This window comes from Myxosarcina sp. GI1(2024) (assembly GCF_053543375.1).
Window position 1 is genome coordinate 401963 of sequence record NZ_JBKGTY010000003.1, and the last position, 17150, is coordinate 419112.

Annotated in this window: 17 protein-coding genes and 1 pseudogene; 7 read left to right on the forward strand and 11 right to left on the reverse strand. The window is 40.7% G+C overall.

Annotated elements, in window-relative coordinates; all coding sequences use genetic code 11:
• The first annotated feature begins 12 nt into the window (after positions 1-12).
• Positions 13-645: a DUF1361 domain-containing protein gene (locus ACLFKQ_RS15500; RefSeq protein WP_449000691.1), complete on the forward strand. Its 633-nt coding sequence runs from the start codon at positions 13-15 to the stop codon at positions 643-645.
• A 42-nt stretch (positions 646-687) separates the two neighbouring features.
• Here ACLFKQ_RS15500 and ACLFKQ_RS15505 read toward each other — a convergent pair whose 3' ends face one another.
• The 3 genes from ACLFKQ_RS15505 to ACLFKQ_RS15515 all read right to left on the reverse strand — a co-directional run bounded on the left by ACLFKQ_RS15505 (position 688) and on the right by ACLFKQ_RS15515 (position 4619).
• Complete coding sequence (locus ACLFKQ_RS15505; protein ID WP_449000692.1) at positions 688-1452, reverse strand: phytanoyl-CoA dioxygenase family protein; 765 nt, start codon at positions 1450-1452, stop codon at positions 688-690.
• Between the two features lie 44 nt (positions 1453-1496).
• Positions 1497-2894, reverse strand: coding sequence for a cytochrome P450 (locus tag ACLFKQ_RS15510; RefSeq protein WP_449000693.1), 1398 nt, complete (start codon positions 2892-2894; stop codon positions 1497-1499).
• 249 nt (positions 2895-3143) lie between these two features.
• Complete coding sequence (locus ACLFKQ_RS15515) at positions 3144-4619, reverse strand: folate/biopterin family MFS transporter (RefSeq protein ID WP_449000694.1); 1476 nt, start codon at positions 4617-4619, stop codon at positions 3144-3146.
• Between the two features lie 123 nt (positions 4620-4742).
• Here ACLFKQ_RS15515 and sfsA point away from each other — a divergent pair, with 123 nt between their 5' ends.
• Positions 4743-5492, forward strand: coding sequence for a DNA/RNA nuclease SfsA (gene sfsA, locus ACLFKQ_RS15520; protein WP_449000695.1), 750 nt, complete (start codon positions 4743-4745; stop codon positions 5490-5492).
• 23 nt (positions 5493-5515) lie between these two features.
• Here sfsA and ACLFKQ_RS15525 read toward each other — a convergent pair whose 3' ends face one another.
• Positions 5516-5944, reverse strand: a complete 429-nt coding sequence (locus ACLFKQ_RS15525; RefSeq protein WP_449000696.1) for a hypothetical protein — start codon at positions 5942-5944, stop codon at positions 5516-5518.
• Between the two features lie 44 nt (positions 5945-5988).
• Entirely contained in the window at positions 5989-7206 is a 1218-nt protein-coding gene (gene sbcD / locus ACLFKQ_RS15530) for an exonuclease subunit SbcD (protein WP_449000697.1), read from the reverse strand.
• Between the two features lie 307 nt (positions 7207-7513).
• Here sbcD and ACLFKQ_RS15535 point away from each other — a divergent pair, with 307 nt between their 5' ends.
• Complete coding sequence (locus ACLFKQ_RS15535) at positions 7514-8281, forward strand: PspA/IM30 family protein (protein ID WP_449000698.1); 768 nt, start codon at positions 7514-7516, stop codon at positions 8279-8281.
• A 185-nt stretch (positions 8282-8466) separates the two neighbouring features.
• Positions 8467-8790: a thioredoxin family protein gene (locus ACLFKQ_RS15540; RefSeq protein WP_449000699.1), complete on the forward strand. Its 324-nt coding sequence runs from the start codon at positions 8467-8469 to the stop codon at positions 8788-8790.
• Positions 8791-8981: 191 nt separating this feature from the next.
• Here the strand turns inward: ACLFKQ_RS15540 and ACLFKQ_RS15545 are convergent, their stop codons facing one another.
• Positions 8982-9914: an AAA family ATPase gene (locus ACLFKQ_RS15545; RefSeq protein ID WP_449000700.1), complete on the reverse strand. Its 933-nt coding sequence runs from the start codon at positions 9912-9914 to the stop codon at positions 8982-8984.
• A gap of 231 nt (positions 9915-10145) precedes the next feature.
• On the opposite strand from ACLFKQ_RS15545, the gene ACLFKQ_RS15550 reads away from it, so the two are divergent.
• The 3 genes from ACLFKQ_RS15550 to ACLFKQ_RS15560 all read left to right on the forward strand — a co-directional run bounded on the left by ACLFKQ_RS15550 (position 10146) and on the right by ACLFKQ_RS15560 (position 13068).
• Complete coding sequence (locus ACLFKQ_RS15550; protein ID WP_449000701.1) at positions 10146-10409, forward strand: hypothetical protein; 264 nt, start codon at positions 10146-10148, stop codon at positions 10407-10409.
• Between the two features lie 270 nt (positions 10410-10679).
• The gene (ilvD, locus tag ACLFKQ_RS15555) at positions 10680-12368 is read left to right on the forward strand and encodes a dihydroxy-acid dehydratase (protein ID WP_449000702.1); all 1689 of its coding nucleotides are present in this window, start codon (positions 10680-10682) and stop codon (positions 12366-12368) included.
• Between the two features lie 28 nt (positions 12369-12396).
• Positions 12397-13068 (forward strand): Uma2 family endonuclease, encoded by a 672-nt coding sequence (locus ACLFKQ_RS15560; RefSeq protein ID WP_449000703.1) that lies wholly within the window; start codon positions 12397-12399, stop codon positions 13066-13068.
• A gap of 13 nt (positions 13069-13081) precedes the next feature.
• Here the strand turns inward: ACLFKQ_RS15560 and ACLFKQ_RS15565 are convergent.
• The 5 genes and pseudogenes from ACLFKQ_RS15565 to ACLFKQ_RS15585 all read right to left on the reverse strand — a co-directional run.
• Positions 13082-13508 (reverse strand): annotated as a pseudogene (locus tag ACLFKQ_RS15565) (zinc ribbon domain-containing protein); the annotation flags it as partial.
• A gap of 100 nt (positions 13509-13608) precedes the next feature.
• Positions 13609-14319: an IS6 family transposase gene (locus ACLFKQ_RS15570; protein ID WP_448997902.1), complete on the reverse strand. Its 711-nt coding sequence runs from the start codon at positions 14317-14319 to the stop codon at positions 13609-13611.
• Positions 14320-14524: 205 nt separating this feature from the next.
• Positions 14525-16087 (reverse strand): PulJ/GspJ family protein, encoded by a 1563-nt coding sequence (locus ACLFKQ_RS15575; RefSeq protein WP_449000704.1) that lies wholly within the window; start codon positions 16085-16087, stop codon positions 14525-14527.
• Between the two features lie 146 nt (positions 16088-16233).
• Positions 16234-16755 (reverse strand): pilus assembly FimT family protein, encoded by a 522-nt coding sequence (locus tag ACLFKQ_RS15580; RefSeq protein WP_449000705.1) that lies wholly within the window; start codon positions 16753-16755, stop codon positions 16234-16236.
• Positions 16700-17140, reverse strand: coding sequence for a hypothetical protein (locus tag ACLFKQ_RS15585; protein WP_449000706.1), 441 nt, complete (start codon positions 17138-17140; stop codon positions 16700-16702). Before ACLFKQ_RS15585 ends, ACLFKQ_RS15580 begins: the two co-directional genes overlap by 56 nt.
• Positions 17141-17150 lie beyond the last annotated feature (10 nt).

The window sequence follows — 17150 nt, forward strand, 5'->3', positions numbered from 1 at the left end:
CGAAACAAACAAATGGAAGCGATACTGGCTAATGCTTTAGGAGCATTTAATAAATATAGCGGCTGGATTGTCTGGAACTTATTTTTAGCCTTTATTCCCCTCGTTTTGAGTTTTTGGCTATTTCTCAAACCCAAAGCCTATAGGAGATCGCCTTTGTGGTGGCTTGGTTTCATAGTTTATTTTGCCTTTCTACCCAATGCGCCATATTTATTGACGGATATCATTCATTTAATTGAGGCAATTCGCGCTGGCTATTCAGTTTGGATTACTACCTTAGTCTTTATTCCCCTACATTCGATCGCAATTTGGCTGGGTTGGGAAGCTTATGTTATTTGCCTGATAAATCAAGGTTACTATCTCAAACAGCAAGGTAAGAAAAGATTTATTCTAGGCAGCGAATTAATTACCCACTTTCTGTGCGCGATCGGGATTTATTTAGGCAGATTTCTGCGTTTCAATAGTTGGGACATTGTCACCCAGCCTAATGTGTTATTTGTCAGTGCGATCGAGGAACTTACTGACAAACGACCTTTGCTAGTAATCGCTATTACTTTTGTTGTTTTAATCGTAACTTATTGGTTGATGAAGCAAATTACTCTGGGCTTACTGTTGAGAATTCGCCAGACGATTTTGAAACTGAAGTAACCAATGCCAAGATAAATAAGGCACTCCCCCTCATAATTCCACTCAGTCCATTTTGAACTTCATCCCCAACATTGGCTCCTGTGGCGATTGCCATTCGTGTCGTAGTAGGTGTTTGAGTTTGGGAGTAGCGCGTTGGAATACCGCTGGTTGATACTCGAATAAGTTGTTTTCTAAGGGGTGAATGTATTGAGGCGTGTAGTTGCCCAGTAGAGACACTCTAGGGCGATCGCTCCTATTTTCAGAAGTATCGTGCCAGCACAGTCCATGAGAAATAATCGCCGTTCCTGCAGTTCCCGTGACTTTTTCCGCGATTTGTGCGAACTTTTCTAAATCTGGTTTGGTAGGGAGTTTTTGAGTTGCGGCGGCAAATAACGGTGCGCCATTATCCTCGGTAAAATCTTCTACTAACCAAATTACTTGTATTTCCAAAATAGGATATTGGGGAAAAGGAGAAGACATTGCCCAGTAGGGATAATCTACATGAACTCCCATTGGCGACGCGCCTGGATGGAGAATATGTGCTGAAAATCCGCCTAAAATTAGATCTTCCCCTAAAATTGCTTCGATAACCGATAGTAAAGTCGAATTTTGAACCAATCGCTCGAAAATTTGTCCCTGATAGATTAAACCATAAACTCTCTCTTTATTGCTGCGTCTAGATTTATCTCGTTGTCTATCGCGTTCTGCTCGTTCTAAAACCAAATGGCGAGCGGTTTCAGCTTCTTGAGGGCTAATCAAATTGGGAAGGGTAACATAACCTCTGCCGTGGATAATTTCTTGAGTTAAATCTTGAATATTAAACTTCATGGCAATCGCTTTAGTTTAGCAAGTCAGTTATCGAAAACAATAGTTTATAGTTTATCGGCGGCTGAAAAACGATCGAATTTAATCTGGTTCACCTTCATTTTGACTCCACCGGCAGGGGTAAAGGTAATACCCCGACGCAGAGACTTTAAGGGACGATTATCTAAAAGTTCTAGTTCTACTCGAGACAAAACAGTCGCCAAAACCAACTTAATTTCATACAGCGCGAAGGCATAACCCAAACAGCGTCGATTACCGCCACCAAAGGGGATAAATTCATAAGGAGAATATTCTCTTGCCAAAAATCTTTCTGGTTTAAATTCTCTGGGTTGGGGATAGACAACTTCTCTTTGATGAGTTAGATAAATGCAAGGCAGCAAAGTCGTCCCCGCTTCTAATTGGTATCCCATTAGTTCGAAGGGTTGTTTTAACTGACGACCGACAAAAGCGACAACGGGATTGAGTCTGAGGGTTTCAGATACTACGGCATTAAGATAGGGTAGTTTGGCGATCGCTCCATAGTCAGTATCGCTTACATAATTCAACTCAGTCCGTAATTTTTGTCCCACTTGAGGAAGATAGTGCAGCCAGTAAAACGACCAGGCTAAGGTGTTGGCGGTGGTTTCGTGTCCCGCAAACAGCATGGTCATCAACTCATCGCAAATTTCTTCATCGCTCATGGGCTGTCCGTCTTCATCTTTAACCGAAAGCAACAAACTAAGAATATCTTCTCCCAATAAAGCCGGATTATGGCGACGGCGATCGATTTCTGTCTGTAAAATTTCATAGATAATCTGCTTTTGTCTGACGAATTTACCCCAGGGAGTCAACCAACCTAAATCTATTTGCAGCCCAGGAAAAAAGAGAAAGATCGATTTAACCGGAGAATTAAAAATTTCGAGCCAGTCGAGCAGAACTTTTTTCAAATGCAGGTATTTTTCTCCTCGATCGATGCCGAAAATAGTCCGGATAATAATCTCCAAAGAAATTTCTTGAGTGTAGTAGCGGATCGCAACGGTTTGACCGACTTGCCATCGCTCGATGACTTCTTTAGTGACATCTACCATTGTCTGACCATAACTTTTCATTCTTTCGCCATGAAAAGGAGGCATCAATAGCTTGCGCTGACGTTGATGTCGTACGCCGTCGAGTAAAACCAGAGAATTATCCCCCAGTAAAGCTTTAATCGGTGCAGAAGTTTGTTTTCCTACCTCAAATAAATTGGGATCGGCAGTAAATACCTGAGCGATCGCTTGAGGATTGCTAAAAATTACTAACGGCGGAAATCCCATCGATTGGGGGATATAAAAAATGTCACCATATTCTCGACTGTATTTATCTAGAGAGCCAAACTGATCGATTATGGCTTGAAGATTGGCGAGAAAAATAAACTTTTTAGGTCCATTGGGAAGTTTAGTTATGGAGGAATCAGTTGAGGTAGACATAAACTATACTGCCAAAGATCTTGCAGAATGAATCGTAGTGTTAGTAGTTAGTGGTTAGTATTCAATTTCCAACTGGAGAACGTTTGGGTTGCCATTATTTTCTCAGCAATGTCCCTGCCTAAAAAGCTCGTGAGATTACATTTATTGCTAGCCACCAGACTGGTTTATGTTTATTCTATCTTTCTGCGCTTTCGGAAGGCGGTGAACTGATGACTGATGAAAATGCTCGACACGAGTCTTCCAACTTAGCTATTGTTGGGAATGTTCATGTTTCTCTCGATCGAAAATATCGACCACAAATTCCGGTACGAGATCGGGCATTAACTTAGTTTCAATTAGAGAACCTACACGGTGTCGATCTGGGGCTTCTGCAGGAGCAAAAGAGCCATTTTGATTTTCCGCCACCTCTTCTGTAGTCTCTGCGGGCAAGCATTTTAGAAACGGTAGGGGAAGTAAAGTAGAAAGATTGGTAATAATTACCAACAACCACAGATTATCGAAAGTGGTTTCAGTGATTCCCAACCAAGCAGTTAACAACGCTCCAAATTCGTGGGATAGCAGTCCCGACAAATTCCAAATTGACATTAACAAAGCAAACAAAGTGGCTTCTATACCCTTGGGGCAAAGACGAGCCGACCAAACCATCATCGGCATCCAGGTAATTTGTCCCATCACCGTTAGGATCAGACTATCACCCAAACTAAACCAATGGTCGTCAATTCCCAAAGCTCGGTTAGTATGAGTGACCAGTAATAAGGTGGTCATACCCAAACCAGCGGCAATTACCGTACTCCAACCCAGAATAGTGCGAAAAGGAACGGTTTTTAAATAACGTTGGAAAATAAAAATACCAATTAGAGAAGCAATACTAGTTACTAAGCGCACTCTTCCTAAAAATTCTGGCTCAAATCCCAATTCATTGGTGGTAAAGAAGAAAAATGCCGAATCTGCCGTAGGAGTGGCTTGCCAAATAAACAGAAAAGCTACGGGCAACCAAATAGTTTTTTGCCTCATTGTTTGCCAGAGTTGCCGAACTTGACTGGTAACTACAGATTCTGTTTTTTCTTGAGATTTAGAGAGATCTACTTTTTCTTCGCTAATTAACCAAGCTATGATCGCTACTAATAGAGGAAAGGTAGCAGTGATTTCAAATACGGTACTATTGCTGAAATGCTGGAGCAACCAACCGCTTAAATAGGCGGTAATCAAACCACCAATCGCCGAAACTCCCCAACATAACGATTGTAGAGAACCTGCTCTTGCTAAAGATTCTTTTCTAACTCTTTCTACAACTAAAGAATCTACGATCACATCGCCAATTGCTACGGAAAGAGAAGTAAGCAAAATTACTACCATTGCCTTCAAACCAGTATCGACAACTGTAGCTAATGCCAGCCAGGAGAGACTGCCCAACAACCCCGATAAGATCAGATAGGGACGGCGACGATAGCCAAATATAGGTAAGCCATCGGATAAAAAGCCAAAAACAGGTTTAACGATCCAAGGTAGAGAAGCAATACCAGTGAGGGCAGCAACTTCGGCAGGACTCAATCCCAAATCGTCTTTGAGAAAAAAACTCACTGCCAAACGTGCTAGACCTAATATTCCTTGAACGAAGTAAACCGTCAGAATTCCCAAAAGTTCTGGCGTTATTTTATAACCCAAAAAAACTTTTTCCTGTAGCTGATGCCTAAAATCCTTTAGCTCAAGAGAAGAAAAATTCATGTATTTTATTAAAGATTTATATCGGTTCTTTAATCATAAGCAATTATACTGTCAAAGTCTCTCTTCTATAAGTTGGATTTAAGCCGATCGATTACAATTACAATACTTTATTGCGATCGCCATATGACCTATATTTATCACTATCCACCTCTGATTTCTGGTAAGCTTATCAAACGCTACAAACGTTTTTTGGCAGATATCGAGCTAGCTACCGGGGAAGTAATAACTGCCCATTGTCCCAATACAGGTCCCATGACGGGAGTATGCACCCCAGAAAGCTCGGTTTGGGTGTCATACAGCAATAACCCCAAACGCAAGCTGGCATACACCTGGGAAGCGATTTTAGTTAGAGATACCTGGGTAGGGATTAATACAGCTCTACCCAACCGCATCATCAAGTCAGCTTTACAACAACAGCTCTTGCCCGAATTAGCAGGAAGATATAGTCAAGTCCGCGCTGAAGTTCCCTACGGCAAAAATAAAAAAAGTCGGATCGATTTCGTACTTACAGGTGATGATGCCCAACCACCTCTATACGTAGAAGTAAAAAATGTTACTCTCTCAGCAGAAAACCTGGCTCTATTTCCCGATACAGTAACCACTCGCGGACAGAAACATTTGCAAGAGTTAATGGCACTACTACCCGCTGCCCAACCAGTAATGCTTTATTTTATCAATCGAAACGACTGTTCTCAGTTTTCACCGAGCGATCGCTGCGATCCGCAATATGCCCAATTACTACGAGAAGCGGCAGCAATGGGAGTCCAAATTTTACCATGTCGTTTTGAAATTACGCCCCAAGGAATTAATTATTTAGGACTGGCAAAATTATTATTAGATAAAGCTTCTCTATCCAACCATTACTCTATTTAGTCGGGGAAAAACGCTCGTTGCCCTTACGTACTACTGTTTTTTACTAGCTTATCTCGTTCCTCTTGTAGATATTGACACCACTTCGCAGCGAGGGGAATTTCGGTAAAAGGTATCTCTAGTGACTCGGCGCGATTGCGACTAAATTTAAGCGCAGTTTTACCTTTGGTAGGAAGATTGTCAAGCTCGACGACGCGATCGCCGACTAATAATTCAATTGCCGTAACCTCGTCGAGAGAAAAGCTTTTCAAATCTACCATTCCCTTGCGAGTCGGTTTGCCCCAGGTTAACTGTGCATCTTTTTTACCCAATACTGCATAGATATCATATTTAGCTCGGTCGAATTGTTCTGCCCAAATCTTATAAGCTTCTAGTTTCTGGTATTCATTCCAACCACTCCAAGCCAGCCAAATAAATGCCAACAATAGAGGTAGCCAAAGTAATCCACGTTCCATATATGGTTATCTACCTAATCCGTGCTCTATTCCCTTGGTTCATACTACTTACTTAGCAAATTTTCTGCTGCTGCTAATAAATCGCTAGAAATATCTTTTAAATCTTCGCGGTTATTGAGGTAAGTTTTCAAAGCTTCGATAGGATTTAAGGTGTTACCCGCGCCTAATTCTGGTAGACGGGGACGAGCTAGCTGGCTGAGGAGTTGGGGTTGAATGCTGTAGCTGTGAGCGGGTTTTAAAGCATAGTTGATGGCTGCAATATCGATCGACTCTAACTGTTCGGAGCGAAGTTTGTAGATTAATCTAACTACCGCCCCTTCAATGGAAGTTTTGGCGATCGCTGCTAAAATTGCCTCTTGAGGATCTTCAGACTGGGAAACATCTATTTCTACCGTACGAAAGGGACGTGCGGGCAAGGGACAAAATTTCCACTTAGCTTTACCCGTTTCTACTTCGACTAAAACGTAACCCTTATCTTCTTTCTCTTCACTAAAATCAACTCGTTCGATGCTACCTGGGTAAATTACAGGAGGATCGTTAGTTGGGTTGAGATTTTGGTGTTTGTGAACGTGTCCCAAAGCCACATAATCGAATTCGGGGCGAATTAACATAGACAGGGGAATAGTAAACCCTTTACCGACGGCAAGGAATTTCTCCGCCCCCAGATTAGCCCGATCCGCCATCAAATGTCCTAGCAAGACGGTCGGTAAGTCGGGATCTAAACGTCGTATTTCTGCTTCTAAAACTGGCTGTAGAGTTTGTACCAGTAGCTGGTTGATTTCTGCTAGAGTTAAACCTTCTGTTTGAGGGCGAGTCAACAAAGTAGAGCGATTTAACCAAGGAAGGGTAATTACTTGAATCTCGCCATTGCGAGTAGTGAGGCGATGAGTCTTAACCGTATCGCCGACGATAAATCCCGGTACTACCAGAGTGCGATAAATACACAAACTCGCGCCCCCATTGCCTTGGGAATGCTGGTCGTGATTGCCCACCAGCAACACCGCAGGTATGTTGGCATCTGCCAAACGGCGAAACTGACTGGCAAAAGCTTCCTGAATATAGGGTGCGGGGGTAGCATCGGGAAAAGCATCGCCACCAAATAAAACCAAGTCTACGGGTTCGGAGATGGCGCGATCGATACAGAGATTGAGAGTATTGAGAAAATCTTCTAATCTAGTATTAATTCCAGTTTCGGGATTGATGCGACCGTGAGCAAAGCCGCTACCCATATGAATATCTGATAAGTGAAGGATTTTAATCATTTTGTCCTATTTTCTAAAATAGAAGTTAGCCTAGTGGAATGTGTAACACTAATAATGTTAGAGAAACCCCTCTGTCAAACGATGGGGCTTGCTTTAACTTCGTGAAAGTCAGAGATTACTCCGCCGTAAAAGCGGTGCGACCCCGCGTCGTCTCACGGCGCAAGGGAACGCGCACCAAGACACGACGGAGCCTGCTCTGACCGTTGGTCATCACAGTCTGAAGACGCAATTTATGGCAGGCTAATATCCTTGAGTTTGCCGATTTTTCACGCTTTTTGTCAACGAATAAAGGATCTATACAGTCATCATGGGATTATTCGATCGTCTTAGCAGAGTGGTTCGAGCTAATGTTAACGATTTAGTTAGCAAAGCTGAAGACCCGGAAAAAGTTCTAGAACAAGCCGTAATCGATATGCAAGAGGACTTGGTACAGCTTCGCCAAGCCGTTGCCCGTGCGATCGCGACTCAGAAACGAACCGAACAACAGTACAATAAAAACCAATCTGAAGCTAACACCTGGCAGCAAAGGGCGCAACTGGCTCTTTCTAAAGGTGATGAAAATCTAGCTCGCGAGGCACTAGTACGCAAAAAATCTTTTGCCGATACTGCTGCCACTTTGAAAGTGCAGCTAGAGCAACAATCCAATACAGTTACTGCTCTCAAACGCAACCTCATTGCCTTAGAAAGCAAAATTTCTGAAGCCAAGACCAAAAAAGATATGCTCCGCGCCAGAGCTAATGCTGCAAAAGCTCAGAAACAACTGCAAGATAGCGTGAGTAATATGAGTACTAGTAGCGCTATGGGAGCGTTCGAGCGCATGGAAGATAAGGTAGCTGAGCTGGAAGCAACATCTCAAGCTGCTGCCGAATTGGGCGGTACGGGAATCGAGCAACAGTTTGCCCAACTCGAAGCCAGTACTGGTGTTGACGACGAGCTAGCAGCAATGAAAGCTCAGTTGTCTGGTGCATCCCCCAGTCAAGAAGCTCTGCCTGCTGGTGAAGAATCTGACACTTCATCCAAAGATTCGGTAATAGATGCCGAGTTAGATGAATTACGTTCTCAACTCGATCGCTAAACCAGATCCTTTTTCGCTCTAAGACTGGGAGAAATTTTAGAGATTTATATAATAAATCGCCAATCGAAAATTATTGCTTTCATCAGCAATTCGAGCAGGTACTAGCTACCTGCTATTTCCATTTTTAGCCACATTTCGGTAGAGTTTTTTAAAGATATTCGCTTTTTGACCAGGAGTAAGAAGTAATGAGTAGCGTAATTGAAATTGAAGATGCCCAATTCGATAAAGAAGTATTTGAAGCCGATAAGCCAGTGCTGGTTTATTTTTGGGCAGACTGGTGTGGTCCTTGTCGTTTGGTTTCTCCTTCCATTAATTGGGCAGCAGAAAACTACAGCGATCGCCTCAAGGTAGTTAAGCTGGAAATCGATCCCAGTCCTGAAGCTGTAGCTAAATGTAAGGTTGAAGGGGTGCCAGCTTTGAGATTGTTTAAAGATGATAAAGTTCTATCTTCTCACGAAGGAGCGATCGGCAAACAGCAATTACAAACTATGCTAGAAAAATATTTATAAATCGCTCGCCAGCTTTAAGCGTAATCTTCTGACTAGCTCACTGGCTTCTGCGATCTAGAGATCGTGCCATGACTGGTAGCTTTTAGCTTTGAGATAAAATACATCAATTGTTAAATAGTAATTAAGTAGCGAGTTATTCGCTACTTGCTATACTTGCAACCAAAAAATAAACTATAAATTAATCAATTAAATTAAAATATATCAATATCTTCAAGAATTATTTGGTTCATCATCTGGCGATCGACTTTATCTATGAGTGCCAAACGATTTGCTTGTTTTTCTACAATTGTTTCAAATAAATTTCTAACTAATCTACCATTACCAAAACTTTTATCTCTTTCGAGATATAATCGATGGAATTTATCTATTAGTTGCTGTTTAGTTGCTACTTCCAGTTCATAATTATATGAGTTACAAATTTTTTCAAATATAGCCAATAGTTCATTCGGTTGATAATCTTCAAAATAAAAATAACGAGTAAATCGAGACTGTAAACCTGGATTGGATTTAATAAATCTGGTCATTTCATCGCTATAGCCAGCAACAATTACTACCAGGCGATCGCGATAATCTTCCATTCTTTTGAGTAAAGTATCGATCGCTTCTTGTCCGAAATCTTTATCAGAATTTACTGGTTTTAAACTATAAGCTTCATCGATGAAAAGCACGCCATCTAAAGCTGATTCTACTAATTTATCGACTCTAATTGCCGTCTGTCCGATATACCCCGAAACAATACCAGAACGGTCTGTTTCAATCAGATGTCCTTTCTTGAGTATTCCTAGTTCTTTATATATTTTTCCAATTAATCGAGCAACGGTAGTTTTACCCGTGCCAGGAGAACCACAAAACACCGAATGCAAAGTAACGGGAACTTGCTTTAAACCCTGTTGTTGGCGTTGGCGTTGAATACTGAGAAAATTAATTAAATTATTTATTGTTGATTTTAGATCGTTTAGTCCGATTAAGCTATTTAATTCTCGTAAAATATCATCGAGATTATCTAACTTTGTTTGTTCGTAAATTTGAGCTTCTCTATCTTGTCTGTTCAATTGAAGCTCTAAAAGCTCAAACTCTTTATCGACCCAATCGTTATGTAAACTGTGCGCGCCCCAACTGTACATAGTAACTTTGATTTGATAGTTTCTTAAAGATTTTTATCGATAAATTTAATATTCCCGCAACTAAATAAAAACTAACAGTTGTGACGAAACCCAAAATCTACAATTCGTTCTTTATTTATCTTGCTATTTTTGACTAATAGTATAACTAATGTAGCTATAGCTTTATTGTAGTGTTAGGGATGATGCGGTTGCCCAGTAGTAGAATATATTTAATGCTCTTAAACGTTCACTATGAGTAACATACAGGTAGAATCTGACCTCAAAGAAATATTGGGTAAGATCGACTCCAAGCTAGGTAAGATTGACGATCGCCTAAATAATATAGAAATCTCTCAGGCACGATTAGAAGAGAAGTTTGAAGCACAAGAAAAAATAGTTACAGAGCTTAAAGATTCGCAGAATAAACAGATTTGGGCGTTAATTGTTTTGGCTTTTACTGCCATAGTAAGTTTGGTAATTGGATTGGGCAAATTTATTTTCTTTCCCAATCCATGAACTGATACAAATTATTGCGATGGTTGTATGTTTTCAATGTTGTTACAGTTAATACACTTCCAGTAATCGTAAAACAAAAATATCTCAAACACCCTGTGGTTTAATCCTACTGAACCAACACGGCTGCTTAAATTTTATTTTTCCCTAAATTTGGGCACAAGAAAGCAAAATCTTATAGTTGTTATCTATCGGGAAAATTACTAACTTCAATTCCGTTTCGGTCAATAGTTAGATATCTTACAGTTACGGTTAGTAAGGAAATGTAGATAAATGTCGGACAATCGCAGAAGTAAAGTAGTTACACAAGGCAACCAGCGATCGCCCAATCGCGCTATGTTACGGGCGGTGGGTTTTGGCGATAATGATTTTAATAAACCAATAGTGGGACTGGCTAACGGCTACAGCACTATCACTCCCTGTAATATGGGCATTAATCTCTTAGCGCAACGAGCTGAAACTGCCTTAAAGCAGGCGGGGGCAATGCCGCAGATGTTTGGCACCATTACCATTAGCGACGGAATTTCTATGGGTACGGAAGGGATGAAATATTCCCTAGTATCCCGCGAGGTAATTGCCGACTCGATCGAAACCGCCTGTAACGGACAGAGTATGGATGGCGTATTGGCAATTGGCGGTTGCGATAAAAATATGCCTGGGGCAATGATTGCTATGGCGCGTATAAATATTCCGGCAATCTTTGTCTATGGGGGTACGATTAAGCCAGGAAAATACAATGGTGAAGATTTAACCGTAGTTAGTGCCTTTGAAGCTGTCGGGCAGTATAGTGCGGGAAAAATCGATAAGGAAAGGTTGGATGCGATCGAACATCACGCCTGTCCTGGTGCTGGTTCTTGTGGCGGTATGTTTACAGCTAATACTATGTCTTCAGCATTTGAAGCGATGGGCATGAGTTTGCCCTACTCCTCGACGATGGCGACTGAAGATGCAGAGAAAGCAGACAGTACGCAAAAATCTGCTTTTGCTTTGGTTGAGGCAATTCGCCAGCAAATCTTACCCAGAGATCTTTTGACTCGTAAGGCTTTTGAAAATGCCATTAGCGTTATCATGGCGGTGGGAGGATCGACTAATGCCGTACTGCATCTACTGGCGATCGCCAATACCATTGGAGTGAAACTAACCTTAGATGACTTCGAGGAAATCCGCAAACGAGTACCTGTCTTCTGCGATCTCAAGCCCTCTGGTAAATACGTTACTGTCGATCTACATCAGGCTGGCGGTATTCCCCAGGTCATGAAGATGTTGTTGGTTAACGATTTACTACATGGCGACGCTTTAACCATTACCGGTGAAACTATCGCCGAAGTTCTCGCCGAGGTTCCCGATATGCCTCCGACTGGACAAGAGGTAATTCGTACCTGGGATAATCCTCTATATAAACAAGGACATCTGGCGATTTTAAAAGGCAATTTGGCGACAGAAGGTGCAGTTGCTAAAATTACGGGGGTTAAAAAGCCACAGATTACTGGTTCGGCGAGAGTCTTTGAATCCGAAGAGAGCTGTTTGGATGCGATCCTTACGGGCAAAATTAAACCAGGAGACATTATCGTCGTTCGTTATGAAGGCCCTAAAGGTGGTCCTGGAATGCGAGAAATGCTCGCTCCTACTTCAGCAATTATCGGTGCGGGTTTGGGTGACTCTGTAGGCTTGATTACCGATGGCAGATTTTCTGGCGGTACTTACGGGATGGTTGTGGGTCACGTCGCACCTGAAGCCGCTGTTGGTGGCGCGATCGCGCTAGTCCAAGAAGGAGATAACATTACCATAGATGCCCAACAAAAATTATTACATCTCGACGTTTCCGATGAAGAATTAGCTAAAAGAAGAGCTAACTGGCAACCAATTCCTCCTCGCTATCGACGCGGAGTACTGGCAAAATACGCTAAGTTGGTTTCTTCTAGTAGCCTGGGCGCAGTAACGGATTTGGATTTATTTGATTAGATTGAGTTGCAACTCCAATTATGGGGACATGGCATGTGCTGTGTCCTTAGAAATTCAGGTTACTCGGTTTTGTCATTTATCGGGAATTGCTAAAATTTTACTACTGTGTTCTTTAAAACGAATGACTATCGCTAGAGAACGGCTCACCCTAGAAGACTATCTAAAATACAGCAACAATAATGATACCGAACTGCACTTTGAGTTAGTGGCGGGAAGTTTGATAGAAATGCCACCTAAAAGCCCTGAAAATGCCGAAATCGCTATCAAACTATTATTACTCTTCGCTCAATTTGTCGCTCCTCGTTTACTTCGCTGTAAGGACACTGAAATTGTCGTTAGTGGCAGTCGCACGACGGTTCGCCTACCAGATTTAATGGTATTAACAGAAGAATTAGCTGATGCTTTATATGGCAATAGACGCAGTACAATTATGTCAGATATGCCTACTCCGGCATTGGTAGTAGAAGTTGTTTCTCCTGGAAAGGTAAGTAGAAATCGCGATTATCGTTATAAAAAGTCGGAGTATGCAGCTAGAGGTATTGCTGAATATTGGATTGTCGATCCTCAAGCGAGTAAAGTAACGATATTAATTTTAAATGAGGGACTTTACGAAGAAACCGTATATGAAAGCGATCGCGCGATCGCTTCTAAAATTTTTCCTCAACTGCAACTTACTGCCGAACGAATCTTTGCCAAGTGACATCCTCCCGACGCTAATTACTATTGCAATATAGTGTGGGCTTCCCAATCTCACAATTGGGCATTGCTCCCCCGCGCCACTTATCTAGCCAAGTTCCCCGACATTACGACTTGAGAGCCAATTTCTTGCTTTTCGGAAGTCCCCCGATACGTTTCTATCCCTCGATTACATAATTCTTGAGCCGATGCGATATCTCTATCGACTTCATATAAGCATTCTGGGCATGAGTGTAATCTATCGCCAAGTTCTTTCTTGACTGCTATTTGGCAATTCGGGCATACTTGACTAGTACCTCGGTGGTCAACCTCACCCACAAAAACATTTCTTCGTTTGCCAACGTACTTGAGTATCTGCCGAAACTGACCAAAGCTAGCGTCAATAGTATGCTTACTTAAAAAACCTTTAGCCATAATACGAAAGTCGCAATCTTCAACAAAGATGTTAAACTAAGCCACCTCGTCACCGAGGCGACTCGTCTTCAGAACGGTTCTGTTGCAAAAAATCCGAACAGAGAGAATATACCTGTGATTAACTAATTTTTTAGACAGCGATCCCAAACAGAGAATAGACAAAATTTCTTTGTCCCAAGATGTCACCTTTAGCGATATTTTTTATTTGCCCTTTGCGAATCACATTCATGATTTCATACCCTTTTAATGTCCGCCATGCTGAGTGGAAATGTTGAAAGTATAATTTATACTTAGCCTGCTTTTTCGGAAATCTATGGTCTTGCTCGATGATATTATTAAGATATTTGTTCTGTCTCAATTCACACTCACTAGAGATAATTTCTTCCGTTTGAAGTTCTTCAACTGCTGCGGGATAAGCAGGATTTTGGTCTACGTTAATAACTCTTGGCTGCTTATTATGTCTCGATTTCAGGGCTTTCTTCAAGAATCTTTTAGCAGCTTGTTTATCTCTCCTGGCACTAAACATAAACTCTATGGTAATACCATTGCTGTCAACTGCTCTATATAGATATTTCCATTTTCCTTTGACCTTGAGATAAGTTTGATCTACTCGCCAAGAGTCATTAGTTGAGATGAGATGCTTTCTGGCTCTTCTTTCTATTTGTGGTGCATAAATCATCACCCATCGGTAAATCGTGGTGTGGTCTACAGATAGTCCTCGCTCTTGCATGATTTCTGCTAAATCACGATAACTCAAACCATAGCGGAGATACCACCTCACACAAAGTAAAATTATTTCTCCTTGAAAATGTTTCCACTTAAATGGTTGCTTTGAGTTCATCTGGTCTAGTAGTTATTTACGTTTGTTAAATACTACAAGTTTGTCTTAAGTTTTTGCAACAGTACCAGAAGTCATAAAGAAAGTAACTATAAAATGGTACTTATATAATAGGCGATCGCAACTTAAGATAATAAAAAAGCGATCGCACAAATGAAAATTGTTAGTTAATGCGATCGCGAAAATTAAATAAACAAATGAAATCTAATTAACTTGCGTTATCAGTAATAATTAAAACAATGTTATCTTGTTGGTCGAATCCTGGTGCACTTGTATCAGTTTGACCTATTTCAAAAAGATATAGAAAAACTTGCTGATCTTTTTCAATGTTTAATATTGGTTTATCATCTGAAGTAAAAATATAGTCCGTCCCATCAACATCAACTACTTTATGAGTGGTATCAGCATAGCTTCCATCATCCTGTAATTCTTGGATAGTTCCGTCATCTAAAAGCTGATATCTATCTATCTGCTCAACAAGTTCTTTAGTTAAAAGTATATCTTCTTCAGCAGCCAGAATATCAAAAATTGAATCTTGTTGTGTTGTATCATCATCAGAATCATCGTCAGGAGTGAAATCGTAACCATCCCTTCTGGTAAAAGAGTTATTGGTAACGTCCAGTAAAGAAACTTGTGTTGTGTTGGTACTATCAACAGGATTGGAACTATTCAGGCAATTTCCTTCAGCAGTAGTATCTATACTACTCCAATCTCCTCCAGAGGTTGGAATGTACGGATCTGACTCTACCTGTGTTGACTCTCCTGCTGCTAATTGTACAGTGGTAGAACTATTATTTTCATCCAAAATTGCCGATTGAGTAGGACTAGCGATATTGCCACTTCCATCATCACTTCCAAGTTTAACAGTCGTTTTCATATTCCAGTTAGTGCCAGATGTATCACAACTATAGCTACTTCCTATACTACGAATAGTCATAATAGTATTGTTGGTACAGCTTATTCCATTATTTGCAATACTACAAGAGCTAGTTGGTGGTGTGTATGATGAAGGTGATGGAGTTGCAGCAGCAACAGTGAAATCCTCATCTACTCTGGCATATACTTTGGAATTTGCTGTATACGTATCGCTGCCGCTAGAATCAAAAACAGCATTAAAGTGTAGTTGAGCCGCTTCATAAGCAGTATAATTTGTACCACTAATATTAACGGTTTCAGAATTTTCCAAACATACTGCAAAACCTGGTACGTCTCCACTACTTGGAGTTGGGCTAACTAAACCACCACAGGGTGGAGTGTTAAATGTGACAAGGCGATCGATAAGTGGATTGGTAGAGGTATTAACTAAGCCAGTACCAGAATCTATAGAATAGTCTCCATCACCTTTAAAGGCAGGACCAGTACGATATAGTACTTGCGGTCCGTACCATCTAGCTTGACTGCTTGAACTAAGATTTGCCCAGTCTACTATGTGATAAGTAACAATTTCATCAATTCCATTGCCATCAACGTCAGGAATTTCTAGTTGCAAAACTCTCGTACCAGTGACAGCAGCACTTCCTGGATAGTTCTGCCAGACTCTTCGGGCACGTCTTACTTCATCAGAAATAAAATCCATGGCGCGGTTTACTTCTTCTCGTCTTTCTGTTTCATCACTATTACTGCCACTTGCTGACATCATTTGTAATAAGCCAAAACCTGCGGCACCTACTACAACTATGCTGATGAATGAAGCGATTATTAATTCTGTTAAAGTAAAACCAGTAGAGTATTTTCGTCTATAAACGCTTTTAAGCAAATCTAATTTATTCATAATTTTGGTAAAATTTAAATTAAAATTTACATAATTTATTTGTATTTTATGTATATAAAAAGCTTTTGTAATGAGTAAAAGCAATAAACTATCTTGAAAGCTTGTTGAATAATTTTTATCAAAAGTTAAAATATTACTTTTTATATTTAGTCTAATTTTTCACAATTGCTACCTACGTAATTACCTATTCTCATAATTCCAACTCCATTACTGATAGAAAGGCACCTCTGAAGAGCGGTATTATTTCCAGTCACAATTATTGTTGTTGCATCAGTAGTAGTTCCCTTATAAGAAAAAGATATATCAAAGGGACTCGTACGTCCCGTGGCACTAATGTTAATTCTGTCATCTAGCAGTCTATCACTAAGTAAACAGCTATTTGGAGCACCAGTAATAGCTTTAGTAGAATCATTGAAAGTAACAGTACAGGTTTGCCCAATTTTTTTAGCCTGTCTTTGGGCTTCTTTTAAAGCTCCTTTTATACTTCCCATTGCATCTATTACTTGATTGCGAGCAAACAAACCGATAAAGCTTGGTGCCGCAATTGCCGAAATTATTCCCACAAAAATCACAGCAACTAACAACTCCATAAGACTAAAACCTCTGTTATTTTTAGGGGCACTGTAAAGCGGCATTTGGTACAATTTCAACATAGTGTTCGGTGACATTTTTTGTTTGACTATTTTTTATTGATTGAGTTAAATATCTAATTTTTAAAATTCTGTGAGGTGCATCACTTTCGGCAGTATCCGTAGCATCACCAGTATTGCCATCAATATCCCGACCATCACCTAAGAAGTCTCTATGCAGACGCATGGTATAGCCTAGAAAATTCTCGTCTAATGAATAAAGCAATGAAACATTAGGACCTGTGTAACCATTGAGAGTTTGATATCGGTCGATTAAAGCATCGGCGTATCCATCAGCAAAGTTAGTAGCATTGCAAAGGCTTTTATCGGCTGGCAGACTACTAGCCGTAGCCTGAATAGCCTCAATATCTTCTTGTATTGCCTGATAAGACAATTGCTTTTCTTGTGCTTTAACTCGGAACATGGTTGCTAAA